Raw genomic sequence first — 19,157 nt, forward strand, 5'->3', positions numbered from 1 at the left:
GTTTCTTATCCGAATCCAGGCTGGCTAAAAAGGTTTGACGGGTTAAATAAATATATAACCAGTACAAAAATTGAATATTTAATCGATCGGATCATTCTCTTTATTTTAGTGCGTAGGTTTTACAGGCACAATATTTCCCTGTTCGTCAAAATACATCCGGTCAATGCAAACCTCGCGATTAAAGCCTGCCGCATCGCCCATTTTTATTCCATCGGGATAACTAAATCTATGGTAAACAATATACCACTCATCTTTTCCCGGAATTTGTAACACCGAATTATGGCCCGTTCCGTAAATACCCCTGGATGGGTCTTTTTGAAGAATCAGGTTATTTTCTGAAATCTTAATAGGTCCTGTGGGAGAACTTGATGTACCATAACGTACGCGATAATTCTCACTTCTAGTATCCTCATCAGACCATAAGAAATAATAAGTTCCCTTACGGTAAAATACATAGGTACCTTCTCTAAAAGTTTTATCCGTTTGGAGGACTTTGGTTGTATTGGCTTTTAGGGATACCATATCTTTATTCAGCTCAGCTACCGCGAGGTATCCATTTCCCCAATATAAATAACTTGCACCTGTTTTAGGGTCGGTAAACACAGCTGGATCAATCTCCTGTCCGCCTTTTATCCCCTCAGGTTTAAAATTAATCAGCGGTTTTCCAGAATCCATAAACGGGCCTGTCGGGAGATCTGATACAGCTACACCGATTTTTTGTGCTGCTGTAAAATAATAGTAATATTTGTAATTACCTTTTATCTTTTTCTCTGCGATAGTGGGAGCCCATGCATTGCGTTTGCCCCAGGTAACATCTTTTTTCAGATCAAGAATAACGCCTTCATCTTTCCAGTTAACCAGATCTGTAGAAGAAAAAGTTTTAAAATAAGTACCTCCCCAACCGTCGAAGCCATCACTGGTTGGATAGATATAATATTTCTTAGTTTTATTGGAATATAACACATCCGGATCTGCATAAAAGCCATCCAGTAAAGGATTCTTTTTTAGTTTCAACTCCATGCCTTGAGGCACGCCCCATCGGGTAGTAAGTGCAGTTAATTCTTTACGGGATAAAGGGATAATCGTTCCGTGCCGTGGATGAAAATCCATTTTCACCTCGTGGTCAATCACTTTGAATTTGTCCAGATCATAACTTTCGCAAAACTGATACTTTCCTTTGCCATAAACATCGTACATCAGTATGTATTTTTCCGAGCCGTTTAATTTGAATATACCCGAACCTTCTACAGCGTCTGTTGTCTGCTGTTTATATCCTGCCTGCTCAATCCATTTCCCTGAAACCAGTGAATCAGTAAGTGCAAGTTTTATCCCATTTCCATTGCCTTCGGTTTTATAAAACAGGTAAAACAACCCGTTTTTGTTGATGATATCGCCATCAATGCAGGATTTGCCATTTTTCGGATGAAACAGTATGGCAGGTTCAGATTCAAAATCGGTAAAATCATTATTGGCATAAGCATAGTAAATGATATCCGGACCAGTGCCATGCTGCATCGACAAATAGACCAAGTATTTTCCTTTTGCCGGATCGTAAATGGTCTGAGGAGCCCAAACCCGTTTTAAATTTTCATTTCCTTTAAAACGTTTCTGTATGTTGATCACAGTATGTTTCCAGTTCAACAGGTCATCCGATTTCATCATAATCAATGCCCGATTGGAATCCCATCCTTTGGAGGAGGTCATATCGGTGAGTACCATGTAAAAAGATTTCCCATCCTGCGCACGAAGGATGTGCGGGTCGCGTACACCTCCGGTAGAACTGATAATTTTTGAATCCAGAACAGGCTGGTTATTATTTAACGCACGGTAATTGTATCCATCGGTACTGATGGCAAAGCAGACCGCCTCATCCTGCACTGCATTACCCTTAAAGTAGGTAAACAGGTATCCTGCAAAATCTTTTTCTGCCGGACCAGATTTATAGTCCTGACCGGATAAGTTTCCGATAAAAGCTATATGTAATAAAGCAAGGAGAATCAGGCGTTGACATCGAAGACTTTTCATTTTTGATGGCTAGATTTTTTTAAGGTTCTGTATGAATTAAATAGGGTGCGGTTAAGAGAACCCGCACCCTTTCTGCTATTATTTTAAAGCTATTTTTTGTACCTGGGTATAGTAATATTCTCCTGCAGCGGTAGATTTAACCCCCAATCTGGCATATACATAATCCAACGATTTCAAATTATCGGGCAACGCTCCTGAAGATATTTCAATCTGTTGGCCAAGCACAACACTGCTTATGTTCGCGTCTACCCGAACTTCACGTTGTACCTGATCGGTCAAAATCGATTTTCCAAGATAGAGCCGTACAAACTCCAGATTTGCAGTTTGCACTACTTTATTAACCACCAGCTTTGCAATGATGTTATCTCCGGATTTTTGAAAAGACTCACCTGTGATGGTAAAATAAGGCGTAACAGGAACATCAAGATTGGTATCCCCCTTTACCTCTATCCTTACCGTATCTGTAGCCTGCTGCAACCAGGGTGCATCCGCTCTGCGTACCAACTTGTACTGGCCATCAAACAGTTTTGCCGAAAAAGTTCCATCCTGATTAAGATATACCGTAATGGGTGATTTAAGTGGATAACCATCCTGCCACAACTCTAACTGAGGGCCGTTGTTACGTACGCCAACCACTCTTCCCTGATAAACCACTTTTCCTGCAAGGGTTACTTCAGGGGCCTCAAAATTATCATATTCACAGCCTGCCAGCAATATACTAGTTGTTGCAGCAAATATCATTAAGAATTTAAATTTCATATTCATAAAAATTAGTTGAATGGATTTCTGACAATTTTTGGATTGTTGTTTAACACATCCTGAGCGATTGAAGAATAATAATTGGCCAGTCGGAAAAATCTTGCCCTGCGGAAACGGCTTGGCCTGATGCGTTCATAAATATATTTGCCATTATCAGGATGCCCTGGTCTTACCACTCTGTATCCGTAAAGTCCCCTAACCACTGCATTGGGATCATTTTCAGAACCGTCCCAAACAATATGCGCGATACGCCATCTTTTTAGATCAAAATAACGATGATCTTCAAAAGCAAGTTCTACACGCCGCTCATTACGGATAATATCTGTCGTTAGTGCACCAAGGCTATTTGCAGGAAATCCGGCACGGGCCCTTATCGAATTAACATATCCAAGGCCTTCAGGTCTCCCCAGTTCAAAGGCCGCCTCTGCGGCATTAAGGTAAATTTCCCCTAAACGAAACCATGGCCACCAGTTTGATGCACCGGTACCCCTTGTACTTGCTGCCGAAGCGTCACTTACAAATTTCCGGATGTAAAATCCGGTATTACTTACATCCATGGCATCATCTTTTGGTCCGTCAAATCCAGTCCAAAGCTGCCCATCGGTATAGTTTTTACCCAATTCTGCTGAAGTAGTTAGCTGATAGGTTCCATTGTTCCAAACCGCAACACCTGCCTGTATTCTTACTGGATTATTTTTGAAGTTTGTACCAGGGTAAATTACCGTTCCAAATAAACGGGCATCCTTACCTGCAAAAATATCCATCATACCTGTATAGGTAATGTAGTTACCAGCTGCATCTTTGTCACGAAGCGTACCTTTAGATCCATCTAAATAGTTGAAACTTTCTACAAAGCTCAGTGATGGTGAGATGGTCGATGAAGATTCATTGTCTTCTGTCATGCTTTTGATAATATTATCATAGGCAAAACGGTGTACTTTAACACTGGGCGCAAAATCTTTAGCAAAAATAACTTCACTTCCCGTTTTCTTGTTCAGCATGTCATAAAAATTAGCGCCTTTATCTGGATTCTCATTAAAAAGTGAATATGGACCGCTGATGATTTCCTTAGATGCGGTTAATGATTTATTGTAATAATCAGTAGCCATTGCTGCTGGAATACCAACCTCGCCACCAGGGGTTGATATTGGGGTGGCCATTAAACTGTTGTATTTGGCAATTGATCCGGCGTAAAGCATGGCTCTGCTTTCCAATGCAAGGGCGGTATATTTATTTGATCTGGTTTTGCTACTGTTGTTTTGTGCCAGGTCTTCTTTAATTGCCTCCAGTTCACGATAGATGAAGTCGTAAACTTCGTGCTCTTTTGCACGGGGAACCTGAAGCGGTGTAGGGTCGCCACTAAAATCGTAGATCAGTTGTTTTTCTACAATCGGTACCCCACCCATACGTTTTACCATTTCAAAATAAACAAATGCCCTCATAAAACGAAATTCAGCTCTGAATAAGCGTTTTTGGTCTGCAGTTAACTTTACGCTCTGCGTTTCCAGATTTTCAAGAGACAGGTTAATATCCCTGATCAATCCATAGTCCCAATAGCGCCCATAATCATCCCCGAACTGAAAATCGTTCCTCCAGTTCTGGTCACGGTGGCCTGACCACATGGCATCATCAAGTTCAGTCATCCCGCCGGTATTAAAAACACCATGTAGAGAAGGTAACCTGTTATAATAATTGGCCAACAAAGAGGTCAGTAATTTGGGATCATTCCATAACTGTTCATCAGTGATCGTGCTTTTTGATTCACGGTCAAACCAGTCTTCATGCTTACAGCTGCTCATGATCAGGCAAGCCAGCAAAGTGATAGATATATAATTTTTTTTCATTTTACTCAATTTTAAGGTGTCCTTGTTTAAAACGTTATATTGAAACCAGCCATAAAAACTTTTTGCTGAGGATAAACAACAGCTGCTGCAGCCTCAATTTCAGGATCGATCTGGAAGTCTTTTACATTGTCAAAAGAGATCAGATTGGAGCCATTAACATATACACGGATTTTTTGTGCTTTAATCTTCTGTGAAATCTTTTGTGGCAAAGTATAAGCCAGCTCTAAATTTCTAACGCGCAGGTATCTTACATTGGTTAACCAGAAATCACTGTTTCTGCTATTTGGCCCAGTATTTCCGTTACGAATGGCTGGATAGTAACCCGAAATCCACTCACTGTTTGGATTGTAGGGATCTGCCCGGTGCCACCTGTCTTCCAGCAAATATGCCGGTGAGTTACCACCACCATGAAAAGCGTTTCTTAACTCATAATCCTGGTTCCATGATTGCATTGCACCTCCTGCAAAATCTACATTCAGGTCTATTCCTTTATAACTCAGTCCAATTCTGCCCCCCAAAGGTCATCATTGGTGCCCATCCGGTAGGATAACCGATAGGACGTTCATCCATTCCGTTAATCACCCCATCGCCGTTCACATCTTTGTAAATAAAATCGCCTGGTAATTGCGTTCTGTTATTGTTTCCATCGTTGTTTATCGCGTAGTTTCGAATCTGTTCTTCCGATTCGAAACGGCCAACTACCTGGTAGCCCCACCAAACGCCACCCCAGCGGTCTTCTGCTGAGTTTCTATACTCATTCAACGAATTGCTGAAACGTGGTTTATATGACTCGATAGCTCTATAACGTGAGAATGTAAAATTACCGCTCACCACATAATTCAATTCGCCTATCTTACTGGTATAAGTTGCAATACCCTCTACGCCATAGTATCCATTTTTATTCAGATTTTCATTTGGTAATCCGTATCCGATTTCGCTAGGTAGCAATACATCGTACCGCTGTGCAGGGTAGCCAGTACGTATAATTTTAAATGCATCTGCTGTGATGGTCAATTTGTTGTCGAATAATCCCAAATCCAGACCAACGTTATAGTTGGTGTTTTTTACCCAGGAAAGGTTTCTTACCGGAAGAGACTTGGGCTGAATGCCCGGATAATAAGTTCCGTTAAGTACCGCATCTCCTGAGCCGAAGTTATAGCCGGCTAAATAACCGTGCATACCTACACCTTCTTCCAGTCCTGTTTGACCGATTGATGCCCTGATTTTCATTTCATTTACAACACCTTTAAGCGGTTTAAAAAATGACTCATCAGAAATACGCCAACCTAAACTCGCACCTGGAAAGAGCCCCCATTCCTTCCCTTTGTAATATAAATATGAACCATCGTAACGACCAAGGACTTCAAGTAAGTATTTGCCTTTGTAATTGTAATTAAAACGACCAATATAACCAGCCCTGGCTTCGTATGACCAGTCATCGCCAAGACTATTCAGCTCAGCTAATTTCATTAATGGAATATAGTTATTGGTAGGGTTTGAACCTAATGCAGAATAAGTTCTGTCCCAATCTGATTTTTCATAACCTATCGTGGCCGAAAAGTTATGGTCGCCTATCTGTTTCGTATAATCTAACTGGAACTGTGCAAATCTTGATACCGCTACACGGTCGGTTTTATATCTCCAGCCGGCATCGCTACCACCGGTACGGTTATAGTTGTTGTTTTCAAATCGGTAAACATCATAAGTATACTGGAAACCATCAAATTTATTATTGGTATAGTTATAGGATACTGTTCCTTTTGCTGACAAACCAAATTTGGTTTTGTATGATGTGGTAAGATTGACGTTGCCGCTGATATATTTATTATCTTTATAACCTACAATATCTCTGCTAAACAGGGCTGGATTATAGGCAAAGTCGTTCACATGGTTAGGATATGCCGGATTCCCATTGGCGTAAGCAGGGACTGTTGGTCTGTTTCTGAAAATAGCGAGTATAGAAGAGAAATAACCATCTCCTCCCGGTAGTCCTACATCTTTTGTTGTTTCCTGTCGGCCCGAAATTTGTGCTCCAACAGTTAAACCTTCCAGAATAGTAGCTTCTATGTTGGCCTGCAGATTTGTTCGTTTGTAAGAAAAATCTTTGATCATCGCATCCTGATCCAGATTGCCTACAGAAAGGAAATAGTTCGAATTCTTTGACCCTCCGGTAACATTCGCATTGATATAACGCTGTGGAATATTTTTGCGGATTACCATGTCATAATAATCGTTATTTTGGTACCCTGGTTCTGTTCCTGCCTGCCATTTTGCAAGTTCTGCAGGGGTATAGACAGACCTGGGATTTCTGTTCTCATTCTGGGCAGCCTCCACTAAACCCCTGGTATACTGGGCAGCATTGGCCATTGTTGGGAAGCGTGTTATATTTTGCCAGCCCTGATATCCATTGATGTTTATTTTCGCAGTTTCGTTTTTGCTACCTTTCTTCGTTGTAATTAAGACTACCCCTCTTGCTGCACGGAAACCGTATACAGCTGCTGCCGCATCTTTAAGGATGGAAATACTTTCAATATCCTCTAAATTCAGTGCATTAAATATGTCGGCTCCTGATGCATTTTGAGTTCCAACCCAATCTGTTCCGGTCTGTCCGCCGTAGGCTACGCCGTCGATTACATATAATGGATTTCCCATGTTACGGATTTCAATGGCGGCACCTCTTCCCGGACGGGCATCTTTTGCCCTTACCGAAATACCCTGTACTTTACCAGCCAATGCTCCTGCAGCTGTTGTGGAGGAAGTCCTTACGATATCTTCCGATTTGATGTTACTTACAGCACCGGTAATATTGCGTTTGGATTGCTTACCATAGCCCACCACTACTACTTCATCCAGATCCTTGTTGTCACTTTCAAGAATAACGTTGAGTTCACTCTTTTCACCCAAAAGCACACGCTGGTTTTTGTAGCCTATGTAGGTGAATACCAATGCTGTTTTGCTTGTCTGGATTTGGAAACGGCCGTTTTGGTCTGTGGTGGTGATTTCAGTGGGCTTGCCTTCAACAAAAACGGTGACTCCCGTTAGGGGTTCATTTTTCTCGCTAAATACCTGCCCTGAAATCTTACGTTGTGCAAATGAATATGTAGGTACTCCCCATATCATCACGCAGATAAATAAAATCTTCAGAATTCTCATTTTAATATTTGGTTTTTAAGTGTAATGAATAGCTGACGCCAAATATTTACCCTTTCCGTAATGCGTAATTATTGCTCTGTAAAAGTGAATCAACACCATAGTTAGTGATCCTGACCCTATTTCGCTCATTTGGAAACCATCAAAATAAAAAAGGCTCATGAATTGCCTGCGTTTATTTTAAGATGGGTTTATAGTTGGTTTCGGGGTCAAACATAATAGAATCTTCCTTCGATGGACATATACAGATCCGTCAATTTACATTTGTTTTTTCGTCAAAAACGGTCTTTTGTTTACTTTAGAGCTTCTTTTTTTGATACTCAGAGGGCAGTTGTCCAAATTCTTCCTTGAAGCATTGACGGAAATAAATAGAACTGTTGATGCCTACCATCAAGGATACCTCGGTAATATTGTACTGCCCCGAACGCAGTAATTGAGCTGCTTTCTGGATACGCACTTTACGCACAAGCTGGTTGATATTTTTTCCCGTAAGGCCTTTAAGTTTTCTGTAGAGGGTAGACTGGCTCATGTTCATTTTATTGGCGAGTGTAGCCGTATCCATTACCTCATCCTGGATGCATTCTTCTACCAGGTTAGCAAATTCCTGTACGAATGCATTCTCTCGCCAAAGTTCAGGACTATTGATCGATTCGGTTGCACTATCCTGCTTAATCTGAGTGGAGAGCTGGGCTAATACTTTGTTATACATGCTCTTTTGTTTACTGAGCAGGTTTTCAATCCGGCGGTGCAGCAGTTGCGGACTGATAGGCTTGGTTAAGTACGAGTCAACCCCCAGGGCATATCCACGCTCCTTATCAGGCTCGGTATCTTTGGCTGTTAGCAATATTACTGGAATATGGCTGGTTTCCCTTTCTCCTTTTAGCTCCTGGAGCAAACCAAAGCCGTCCATATCAGGCATCATGAGGTCGCTTATTATAATGTCGGGGATACGGCTCTTTGCGAGCTCAAGCCCTTCAATTCCATTTTCAGCTTTGATCACCTCAAATTTTGAGCATAACACCGAATTTAAATATTCCCGCAGATCTCTGTCGTCTTCTACCAATAAAAGAAGTTGCTGCGGGCCTTCACCGGGGCTGGGCATAGTTGCCTCTGGAAGCAAAACTACAGGTTCATTTTGCGGAATAACCACCGCACTGGTCAGCAAACGGACACAGAACTCACTTCCTATTCCCAGTTCGCTTTTTACCGTAATTTTCCCATGATGGATTGCCGCGAGTTCCTTAACCAGCGCAAGTCCGACACCAGTTCCCTGGCTAACCGACCGGGGTACCTGATAAAACTTATCAAATATTTTATTCAGGTGTTCCGGCGCAATACCACAGCCTGTATCTTTCACTTCTATTAGTGCACATGTACTCAAAGTTTCGTGTTCATAGCGCAAACAAACTTCTACAGTACCAGATGCAGTGTATTTGCAGGCGTTAGACAATAAATTATCCAGTATCATTTGTACAATTTCTGCATCAAAATTGGTTTTGATATCCACTTGTGCAATTTTACAAATGATCTCTAACCGGTCATTATTGTTAGCCACCGCATGTTTATGAACAGTTTCGGCCACTAGTTCACTCAAAAAGCCTTCGCCCAGTACAAGCGGTTTGTACTGGGATTCAACTTTTCTGAATTCCAGCAATTGATTGACCAGTGAAAAAAGACGGTTTGCATTCTTCTGAACAATAAAAACCCAGTCTTTATGTTTAGAGGACAACTTTTCTTCATGCAGCAAATCCTCCAAGGGACCGAGAATAAGGGTTAGTGGTGTCCTTAATTCATGGGTAATGTTGGTATAAAAGTTCATCCGTTCCATGTGCAGTTTTCCATCCTGTTCGAGCTGGAGCTTCTTCACACGGAGCTGAGCTTCTGCATTTATTTTTTTTACGTACAAGGAGAGCAAAATAAAGGAAACAACTGCAATAAGAATACTATAGAGTACCAGCGCAGGAATGCTCAGATAATAAGGCGGTGATATGGTGATGAACAAACGCTCATAATCGGCCGACCAGTTTTCATTTTTTTGACGTGTGCGTATCCGAAGCTCATACTTTCCATAGGGGATATTCCTAAAGTCCAGGTTCTTTTCATTACCAAGAAAAATCCAGTTATCATCCAGACCTTGTAATTTATAACTAAACTCGACGATGTCATTCAACGCATAATCCATCACCGCAAGTTCTACCCGGAAGCTGTTTTCTTCGTGCTCCAGGCTTATCATATCGGTTAGACTAGGGTATTTTTCAGATTGTGCTTCTCTTTCCCCTGTATTAAACACCATAAGGTGGCTTATTCTTATGGGCGACCTTGGAAGCTTCAATGGGATTTCAGCCGGGTCGAAATAGCAGACTCCCACCCGGCATTCCAAAAAACAAACGGCCCCGTTTATCAACAGCAGTACTATTGTTGGCGAAACCGCCCAAAGGCAGGCCGAAAGACTCATCATAACGCAACAGTCGCTTTTCCTTTGGCAGATATCGCAGTATACCTAATCTGGTAGAGCACCAGATGTTTCTGTTATTGTCCTCCGCAACGGCATCTATAGTTAACCACGCATCTGAGTCGGGCAGAATAATGTTTTCAAGTCTACCTACTTCCCTATTGATGCTTTGAAACGCCAAACCTTCATTGGTAGCAATCCAGATATTATTTCCCCGGTCACGGAACAGGTGATTGATCGTATTACTATTAATTCCATGCCCTTTTAAAATTTTTTGAACAATTTTCCAATTGCGGTCAAATATATAAAGGCCCTGTCCATATGTGCCCACCCACATATATCCCTTGCTATCCTCAACGATGGTACGCGGAGCATAGTCTCCGAGCATAGGTGTGTTCGTAATTATTTTTCGAAATGTCCCTAGCTTTGGATTATGGATAAATAACCCTTCTTCTGCTGCAAAACATATATTCCCATTGGTATCTTCTATGATAGCCCTTACCGCTGACATCTTTTCCCCAGCATTTATTCTCTGCCAGTTGTTGGTTTTTGCATTCAAAACAGAAACACCTCCCTTTTGCAGTCCGAACCATTTGTTGTTCTGGCTATCTTCAAAGCAAGATAGCAGGAAGTCATCCCCAATGCCGCTGTTGCGCATGGTTGTTTTGATCACTTTTCCATTGGCCTGTATCTGCAAAATACCATCTCCGGCTGTAGCTAACCAGACAGTGCGCTTTTTATCGTACACTATTCCTGTCACGGTAGCCAGCTTAGCTGAACCGTGCATAATATCCTGTGTCGGGAAAACCGAGAAAAAGGGTTTTATATGACTAAAAAAAGCTGCTCCTCCTCCATAAATAGCCAACCAAACATTGCCAAATTCATCACGATCAATATTTTGTACCGAGGAATTGCTGCCACTATTCAGATAAACCGGAGTTATTTTCCGGATCTGATGGATTTCACCATTGGGATGATAATCAGGCTCTAGGATAAATAGCTGCGACGACTCAGCCCCTATCCATATAGCGCCATTGATTTCCTTTATGGAATGGACAAACGGTTCATCCGCGTTTTTAGACTGACCAGCCAGATTAATGCTTCGGATGCTTTTTGTGGAAGGGTTGTAAACCGCCAAACCTTTCCGGGTCCCGATCCAGATATTGTTTTTACTATCACAAAACAGTGCTTTCACCTCATTTTCGGGTAACATACCATGGGTATTTTCTGTATTGAGTAGTTCAACTTTCCGATTTCTGGTATTTAAAATTGAAACCCCCTTGTGAACATGCCCCAAATAAAGAAACCCTTGTTTGTCCTCAGCTACAGTCCAGATACTGTTTTCTGGAAGAGAAGGGATATTTTTTCTGTTGAAACACTCAAATTCCTTAGTTAACGGATCGAACAACTGAACTCCCTGATGATAGGTTGACAACCATAACTTGCCACTTTTACTCTTTATGATATCTGTAATATCATTTGTTGCTATAGATCGACTATTTTTAGGATCATGAAGATAGTATGAAAACCTGTTCGTTTTCATATCGAGTACATTCAACCCGCTAGCACGGGTACCTATAAAAAGCTGGTCGTTATCACACAAAAGTGTATTTATTTCATTGCTGTTAACTGACAGCCCAACTGCTTTTTTTGTCTTGTAATACTGCTTAAATGAATTACTCGCAAACCGGTTCAATCCAAGTTCGGTTGCAACCCAGATAAAACCATGTTTATCGTGTGCAACATCTATTGCCTGCTGGCTTGATAATCCTTCTTGCAAAGACAAATATTTCACCACGCCTGTCTGTGCAAACAGCGATGCAGCATAAAAAAAAGCAATCAGAAAAAGCATTACCCTCATTCTCTTGTATATAATAGTCTGGTCAAGAAAGCTTTAATCTATTTTCGGTTCCTGGTAGAACTCATCATCTCGGTACAATTCTTATTTCTCAAATAGAAGGTTAGTGGAAAAATATGTCTTAACACCATAATAATGAGCTATCCATTATTTTTCTCGCCATAAGCTACGATGTCAATCTTAAGTATCTTCCATACAAAGTTTGTTTCTGTATCCTGGGACTGTCAGCGCATGAGACGAGGACAACCATAGCCAAAAATAGGTCTGGTAAAGTTTAGATGTAAAAGCATAGTTATAAATATCCGGTTTCGATTGCCAATTGATGAAATTCAACGCTGTTGATCTAAACAAGTAGCGAAAGCGTTGTTGACAAAATCAAATGTATCAATTTCAAATGATAAATGTCGTAAAGACGTTATTCTCAGATGCTGTTCTCCTGAACCCGTCCAAACACATTAAAGTGAATATAACTAAATCTTTCGACGGGATCAGGAGGACAATTCTGCATTTATGACATATTCTTTAAGATATGGATTTTTCAGATCAGGCCAGGAGGAAAAACTTCTGATCCTGATATGGGTTTGCACATTTTTGACTAAGATTTGGTCTTCGCCATATCGATCATCATGGTTAATTCATCAACGGCAGCTTCATTGCTTCCATCAAAACCCGTTAACTTAAATCTGATGTTACCCATGCCATCAATTACAAATTTAGCAGGAATACCCGCCACATTATAACTGCTTACCACTTTGTTCTTTTTAGTTTGTACATCTTTAAGATCCATTAAAACCTCAAAGTTATATTTCATGCTTTTGATGAAAGTGGTTGCATCTTCTGTAGGATTGGCAGCATTTTCCCAGGTGTGGATGAATAAAAATTTAACGTTCGAATCATCTTTGTATTTGTTTACAGCCATTTGCATGGCCGGGAAAGAGGCCTTGCAAGGACCGCACCATGTAGCCCAAAAATCAAGAATAACAATTTTGCCTTTATAATCAGTTAGTGAAACCTGCTTGCCATCCAAATCTGTCAAAGTAAAGTTTGCTGCAGGCTCTTTAACCATATCTTTTGTCAGTTTTTTACTTAAAGTTTCCAGGTAGCTTTTTCTTATTGCAGCTGCAAATTCATCAAAACCAGCATCACTACCTTTAACCTTAACATAGAGTTTTTTAAAATCATCGGCCATAGCTGTATTTGCTTTTCCGGCTTTAACTACCTCTTCCAGTTTTTCGTAAGCCTCTTGATTTCTGTTTAAACCCATGAGAATTTGTGCATAGCGATAATTTAACTGTGGATTAAGCGCTGTACTACTCTTATAAGCCATCTCTGAATACTTTAATGCTTCTGTATACTTTTTACGCTCGAAAAGAATATTGGCATAAGTGCTGGTTAAGCCTGCATAACCCGATGCTGAAAACTTTGCCCAGTTTTCATTGCCTTTTTTACCATCTAAGTAAGAAAAAGCATTATCCATCGCCATTTTAGCGTAAATCTCTGCATTGGCCAAATCGCCATTTTTATAAAAAGCAGTTGTAAGTCCCGAGTATGCGTTTCCCTTCCAGAAATCTACTTCCAGCATTTTTGCATAAGCATTGGCTTTAGCTACATTTTTTTCTGCGGCAAACTTTCCAGCTATCATAGCCCGGACATAATCATAAGCTAAACGGTCATCAACCTTTATGTTTTCGTAATTTTCTGGTGGAAATTTTTTGATCCATGTTCTGTAGGCAGCTTCTGCTTCTGCGGCCGTTTTTAGTTCATAAAAACCCTTTGACGCTTCACCCCTAGCCTGTGTTCCTAATGGAAACCGGGTTACAACATCTTTGTAAAGTTTTTCAGATTGTTTTGCGTCGCCCAATCTGTAATAATAATTTGCAGCGGTTAGCACCATCTTCTCCGTTTTGCCATCAGCCAGCTCGGCCAGTTTGGTTCTCAATAATTGTTTATCGGATGAATCTTTAGATGAAACCAATCTGTTTAAATAGGTTATGGTTGTATCTGCAGCTGGTTTGCTTTGTGCATTAACCACATTAAATACTGCAACTAGCGAAAGCAAAGCGCAGATCGTTTTTAAAAATTTCATAGTAACTTTCTGTTTAGTATTGTAAATGAAACTGTCCATCAGATTTAAAAACCGGATGGACAGATTAAAACATTTAATTATAACCCGGATTTTGAGTTAGATTAGCATTCAATAATAACTGTGCGGAAGGAATTGGCAGGAGTTGAGCTGTGGTTTTGTAAGTCGTTTTCAAAGGACCCAATACTGCATCAGCCGTTGCCGTTCTCTTTAAATCGAACCACCTGTTGCCAAATTCGCCGAAGAGTTCCAGCTTTCTTTCTTTTGCAATTGCAGTTAGCAATGTGCCTTGTGTTGAAGCTGTTGTATTTGGCAGCCCTGCTCTTGTACGAATTATATTCAAATCACTTTGTGCACCCGCTATATCCGTTTGTTGCGCTCTGGCCTCAGCACGAATAAGATATAGCTCTGCAAGCCGTAAAAGTACGGTGTATTCATTACCTACTGTTGCTGCGGTAGCTGTTTGCACTTTGTATTTATTGATTCTGTAATATTTAATCGCATTGAAAGTGGTAGAATCAACCCAGGCTGTTTTACGGTTATCATTTAACTCAAAATCTTTTGTGAAATTATTATACAACACATAATCTGGAGGCGCAACATTATTAGCAGAACTAGTTGTACGATACCTGGAAAAACCCGAAGCACCATAAAGCGTTGATAACTGAAGAATGGTTTCAGGGCTGGTATTAATAAAGGCATTAGCCAAAGTTGCCATAGTATACACTCCAGATCCAATAACCTTACTGGCCTCAGCCTCTGCATTTACGTAATCTTTGTTATATAGATAAACCTTAGCTAATAGCGCAGTAGCTGCCCATTTATTGGCCCTAATTTTTAAGGTTGCTGTACCTGCGTAGGTTAAAGGTAAAAGGCTCTGTGCATCTTTCAAATCGGCAATTATTTGCGTATAATTCTCTGCAACGGTTGATCGTGGCGTAAGTGCATTGTTCAGTTCGGTAACATCCGAACTAATGGGCACACCGCCATAAAAATTAACCATGTTGAAATACATAAGCGCCCTAAAAAATTTAGCCTCGCCCGTGAGCTGGTTTTTTACAGCAGCAGTTACCCCTGCTGATTTATTTATACCATCGATAATCAGATTACTTTCTCTGATCACCTGATAAGGATAATCCCATAGATAGACATAAAGCCCATTTGTTGGGGCTACCACATTCTGACTATACTGTATCAAATCGGAAGTGGAGGTGGTATTTTGTAATTCATCAGCAGAAAGGCCGCCTAACCAGCTTACGTACTGAAGTGAATTTACCGTTGGATAATAAGAGTATAGTGCCAATGTAGCGCTTGTGGCCGAAGCATCACTTGCGAAGGCATTTTCTCTGGAAATCAGGTTTGTTGCCAGATCAGCTTCCAGATATTTTTTACATGAGGATAAAGCGATAACAAGTACGCCCAGCATCATAATCTTTTTAAAAAACATATAATTAATTTTCATAACGCTCCGAATTAAAGTGAACAGTTTAAACCAAAAACAATTGTACGTAACTGAGGTGCAGCAATGTACTGTCCGGTTCCAAGTGCAGGACCAGTGCCCGGCACTGTTGAATCAGGATCGTAAGTATATTTCTGTTTGGCCCAGGTATACAGGTTCTGCCCCTGAACGTATACAGTTAGATTTGACATTTTTAGCTTATTGGCCAAAGCTTTAGGAAATGAATAATTTAAGCTTACCGTTTTTAGTTTCAGGTAAGAAGCATCGCCCCAGTTTACATCCGAAGAAGTTAAATTATTATACGATGGATCACTTGCTACAGATGCAGCCGGGAAAAGCGCGTTATCGCCTACCGCAGCCCAACGGTTCAGCAACGCTGTGCTTTGGTTAGTATAATTAAATCCTGCCGGATTTGAGCCTAATGTAGAATTTAGAATACCATAGCGGTGATTGTACTGAAATATAAAATCCAGCGCAAAACCTTTATAGCTGATGCTGTTGTTCATCCCTCCAAAATATGGGTGACCATAGTAACCGATATAACGGTCTGCAGCAAAACTAATCGCACCATCACCGTTTAAATCCTGGTAAGTTGGAAGTCCTGTGGCTGGATTAACACCAGTGTATTTATAAAAGCGTTTGATATCAGTCGGTTCCCCCACAACATAAGTACTCGCATAAAAAGTATTTGCCAGGTTATCGAATTTAAGGAGTTTACTTCTGATTATGGTCAGGTTGATATTGGTTGTCCACCTGAAATCGCCAGCTGCTACGTTAACAGTCGTTAATTCAAATTCGAAACCTTTGTTCTGTACAGTTGCATCAAGATTAGCGGTGTATCCGGTACTGCCGGTTTGAGATGCGATTGTGACAAAATTTAAGAGGTCAGAAACACGGTTTCGAAAGTAATCAGCTTTCAGCATAATCCTGTCTTTCAAAAACCCAAGTTCTATAGCAACATCAAGTTTTTTATTGGTTTCCCATTTCAGATCAGGATTTTGAATATTTGAGGGAATAATCGTTGTTGAACCATCGTAATTAGAAGCAGAGCCAGAAGTGGCGTAAAGCCCAAGGTATTGATAATTCGGAATCTGATCGTTACCGGTAATACCATAACTCGCCCTTAATTTACCAAAGCTTAAGAAAGTTAAATCTTTCGCAAAATCTTCCTGCGTAAATATCCACGATGCGCCAACTGCACCAAAATTACCAAACTTGTTATTATCTCCGAAACGTGAAGAACCATCTCTTCTAAAGGTTCCATCAACAATATATTTTCCTTTCCAGTTATAATTTAAACGGCCAAAAACAGCATTGTATTTATAAATGCTGCTTGCATTACCAGACGTAGTTATTGCAGATGCACCCGTTAGTGTGTTCAATAAACCCTCATTATTATAACCAGTACCCAATAGGGAAATTCCGGTTGCATTGGTTTTTTGAAATGTTGTACCTACTAAAGCTTCTAAATTACCCTCGCCAATTCTGGCATTATAAACAGCCTGCGGTTCAATAATGTAATTATCGTTATTGTTATCTGTATACTGCAATGTACTCACCCGCGAGGTGGCAGGATTTTGTGAGCTTGCCGGAATGATTTGTTGTTGTTTTAACCGGGTAGTGGTATAACCTAAATTTACCCTTAAGGTAAGGTTGCTTAATATTTTATACGATAAGTTGAGGTTAGAAATTAGATTTGTAGTTTGTGCATCCGTTCTTTTCGGATCGTAAGACAAGGGGCTGGTTGATGTCCAGTTAACCGTTCCGTTTGCATTATACAGCGGATAGTTTGGTGCAAGTGTATAAATGCTGCTCAAATCGGTATTCGGCAATAAATTTTTCATGTAGGCATAGTTTACCGAACCATCTATACTAAACTTTCCGTCTGCACTTTTATGTCCTGCGGTTAACCTGCTGGAGAATGTGGTGGCACCAAAATCACTTCCATAAACTGTCCCCTGCTTGCGGTAAGTGGAAGAAAACAGAAAAGAATTTTGTGCATTGCCACCAGAAACTGAAGCCGTTAGGTTTGTGGTGTGTGCAGTATGTCCGATGAAATATTTCTGCCAGTCGGTATAGGCATTCTGATCCCAGGTAACCAAATCTAAAGCGTTTGCGGCAGTTGGTGTTACGCCCGACCTGGCAAAAGCAGCCTTACGCATGGCCAGATATTCCTGCGTATTCATCATCGGGATATAGTTGGCTACATCAGACAAACCAGTGTTTAAGTTAAAATTATAGCTTGTTTTTCCTTTGCTCCCTTTCTTGGTGGTAATTAATACCACACCATTCGAACCCCGCGAACCGTAAATAGCGGTGGCATCAGCATCTTTTAAAATATCGATGCGTTCGATATCTTCAGGAGCTATCATACTAAATGGGCTAATTGCTCCATTTGCCGCCGAAACACCATTGGCGTTAAGGTTATCTGTAGCGGGTTGAGCACCATTAAAAAGTGTAAACGGAACACCATCGATAACATATAGTGGAATAAATCCTGCGCCGGAAAGCCCGGTGAAAGCACCACGGATATTCATTCTTACACCAGCGCCCGGCAAACCATTATCCTGGGTAACCTGCACACCTGAAATTCTTCCCTGAAGAGCCAGTAATGGGTTTTCGATCGTTTGTTTACCAATCTCGGCAGCAGTAATAGAACTTACCGAACCTGTATTGTTTCTTTTTGTTGTGGTTCCGTAACCAATTACCTGAACCTGATCTAGAGAGGAGGCCGAAACTGAAAGGCTGATATCAAGCAAACTTGCCACGCCACTTTGCAACAAACCCTGGCTTATTTTCAGTTCTTTTGTTTCATAACCAATATACGAAATCACCAGAATATCGTTTTCTTCTAAATCCAGAACGAAAGCACCTGTTGAGCCCGTTATTGCATATTTTTTAGTTCCCTTTACGGTAACTGTTGCACCTGCAAGCGGGTTTTTATCTTCATCTACAATTCTTCCATTAAATCGTGATGAAGCGAAAACAGAAGCCACTTTTTCAAAGAAAGATGGGACTTCTTTTTTAATCAGGATCGTATTTTGCTCAATAGTATAAGTAAGCGATTTATTTTTAAGCACTGTATTTAAAACCTGTTCGAGTGGCGTACCCTTGAAATTAACAGTAATTCTCGCTTCATCATTTAAGATATTGGTAGCATATAAAATCCTGTAGTTGGTTTGTTTTTCTACTTCCTTGAATAAGTTATCAATGGTTACATTTTTTCCAGAAAAAGTTAATTTCTGAGCGAAACTACTGGCACTAGCATGCATGATAATGGTGGTCATGATCATAATGGTGAGCTTCATAATAAGCAGGATTTTTTTGGGCAGGCACGAGGAATGCCTTCCTTGATGATAAGGATTAAAATTCATATTTTTGTTTGTTTGGGTTAATGCGAAAATGGACCTTGAAATTTGTTTTTAAAGGGTTAACTCAGATATTTTAGCCATGGATGTGCTGGTAACACATTCATGGTTTTTTCCTGTAAACCTGTCTGTTCCTTAACGCGGCTGGAGTAGTTTTTG

The 19,157-nt window shown here is 40.6% G+C and carries 10 protein-coding genes; all 10 read right to left on the reverse strand.

Translation table 11 applies throughout. From position 1 onward, the window contains the following. Nucleotides 1–105: 105 nt before the first annotated feature. The 10 genes from QF042_RS23210 to QF042_RS23255 all read right to left on the reverse strand — a co-directional run bounded on the left by QF042_RS23210 (nucleotide 106) and on the right by QF042_RS23255 (nucleotide 18,938). Nucleotides 106–2,025, reverse strand: coding sequence for a family 43 glycosylhydrolase (locus QF042_RS23210; RefSeq protein WP_307532539.1), 1,920 nt, complete (start codon nucleotides 2,023–2,025; stop codon nucleotides 106–108). Between the two features lie 78 nt (nucleotides 2,026–2,103). Next, complete coding sequence (locus QF042_RS23215) at nucleotides 2,104–2,784, reverse strand: DUF3823 domain-containing protein (RefSeq protein WP_307532540.1); 681 nt, start codon at nucleotides 2,782–2,784, stop codon at nucleotides 2,104–2,106. 11 nt (nucleotides 2,785–2,795) lie between these two features. After that, nucleotides 2,796–4,628 carry a RagB/SusD family nutrient uptake outer membrane protein gene (locus QF042_RS23220; protein ID WP_307532541.1) on the reverse strand — a complete coding sequence of 611 codons (1,833 nt, stop codon included), beginning with the start codon at nucleotides 4,626–4,628 and terminating at the stop codon, nucleotides 2,796–2,798. 26 nt (nucleotides 4,629–4,654) lie between these two features. Continuing rightward, entirely contained in the window at nucleotides 4,655–5,146 is a 492-nt protein-coding gene (locus tag QF042_RS23225) for a hypothetical protein (RefSeq protein WP_307532542.1), read from the reverse strand. Further along, nucleotides 5,118–7,781, reverse strand: coding sequence for a SusC/RagA family TonB-linked outer membrane protein (locus QF042_RS23230; RefSeq protein ID WP_307532543.1), 2,664 nt, complete (start codon nucleotides 7,779–7,781; stop codon nucleotides 5,118–5,120). Before QF042_RS23230 ends, QF042_RS23225 begins: the two co-directional genes overlap by 29 nt. Before the next feature lie 295 nt (nucleotides 7,782–8,076). Beyond that, a complete protein-coding gene (locus QF042_RS23235) occupies nucleotides 8,077–10,071 on the reverse strand; it encodes a response regulator (RefSeq protein WP_307532544.1) in 1,995 nt (664 codons plus the stop codon). A 46-nt stretch (nucleotides 10,072–10,117) separates the two neighbouring features. Next, complete coding sequence (locus QF042_RS23240) at nucleotides 10,118–12,091, reverse strand: two-component regulator propeller domain-containing protein (protein WP_307532545.1); 1,974 nt, start codon at nucleotides 12,089–12,091, stop codon at nucleotides 10,118–10,120. Nucleotides 12,092–12,683: 592 nt separating this feature from the next. After that, nucleotides 12,684–14,174 (reverse strand): TlpA disulfide reductase family protein, encoded by a 1,491-nt coding sequence (locus QF042_RS23245; RefSeq protein WP_307532546.1) that lies wholly within the window; start codon nucleotides 14,172–14,174, stop codon nucleotides 12,684–12,686. A gap of 73 nt (nucleotides 14,175–14,247) precedes the next feature. Further along, on the reverse strand, nucleotides 14,248–15,633 hold the full coding sequence (locus QF042_RS23250) for a RagB/SusD family nutrient uptake outer membrane protein (protein ID WP_307532547.1): 1,386 nt from the start codon (nucleotides 15,631–15,633) through the stop codon (nucleotides 14,248–14,250). Between the two features lie 11 nt (nucleotides 15,634–15,644). After that, complete coding sequence (locus QF042_RS23255; RefSeq protein WP_307532548.1) at nucleotides 15,645–18,938, reverse strand: SusC/RagA family TonB-linked outer membrane protein; 3,294 nt, start codon at nucleotides 18,936–18,938, stop codon at nucleotides 15,645–15,647. Nucleotides 18,939–19,157 lie beyond the last annotated feature (219 nt).

The organism is Pedobacter sp. W3I1 (assembly GCF_030816015.1).
GTDB lineage: Bacteria > Bacteroidota > Bacteroidia > Sphingobacteriales > Sphingobacteriaceae > Pedobacter.

Coding starts and splice junctions, on each gene's coding strand:
- QF042_RS23255 (WP_307532548.1), bottom strand. CDS start 18,938: ATGAAGCTCACCATTATGATCATGACCACCATTATCATGCATGCTAGT.
- QF042_RS23210 (WP_307532539.1), bottom strand. CDS start 2,025: ATGAAAAGTCTTCGATGTCAACGCCTGATTCTCCTTGCTTTATTACAT.
- QF042_RS23245 (WP_307532546.1), bottom strand. CDS start 14,174: ATGAAATTTTTAAAAACGATCTGCGCTTTGCTTTCGCTAGTTGCAGTA.
- QF042_RS23230 (WP_307532543.1), bottom strand. CDS start 7,781: ATGAGAATTCTGAAGATTTTATTTATCTGCGTGATGATATGGGGAGTA.
- QF042_RS23250 (WP_307532547.1), bottom strand. CDS start 15,633: ATGAAAATTAATTATATGTTTTTTAAAAAGATTATGATGCTGGGCGTA.
- QF042_RS23235 (WP_307532544.1), bottom strand. CDS start 10,071: ATGGTGTTTAATACAGGGGAAAGAGAAGCACAATCTGAAAAATACCCT.
- QF042_RS23215 (WP_307532540.1), bottom strand. CDS start 2,784: ATGAAATTTAAATTCTTAATGATATTTGCTGCAACAACTAGTATATTG.
- QF042_RS23220 (WP_307532541.1), bottom strand. CDS start 4,628: ATGAAAAAAAATTATATATCTATCACTTTGCTGGCTTGCCTGATCATG.
- QF042_RS23240 (WP_307532545.1), bottom strand. CDS start 12,091: ATGAGGGTAATGCTTTTTCTGATTGCTTTTTTTTATGCTGCATCGCTG.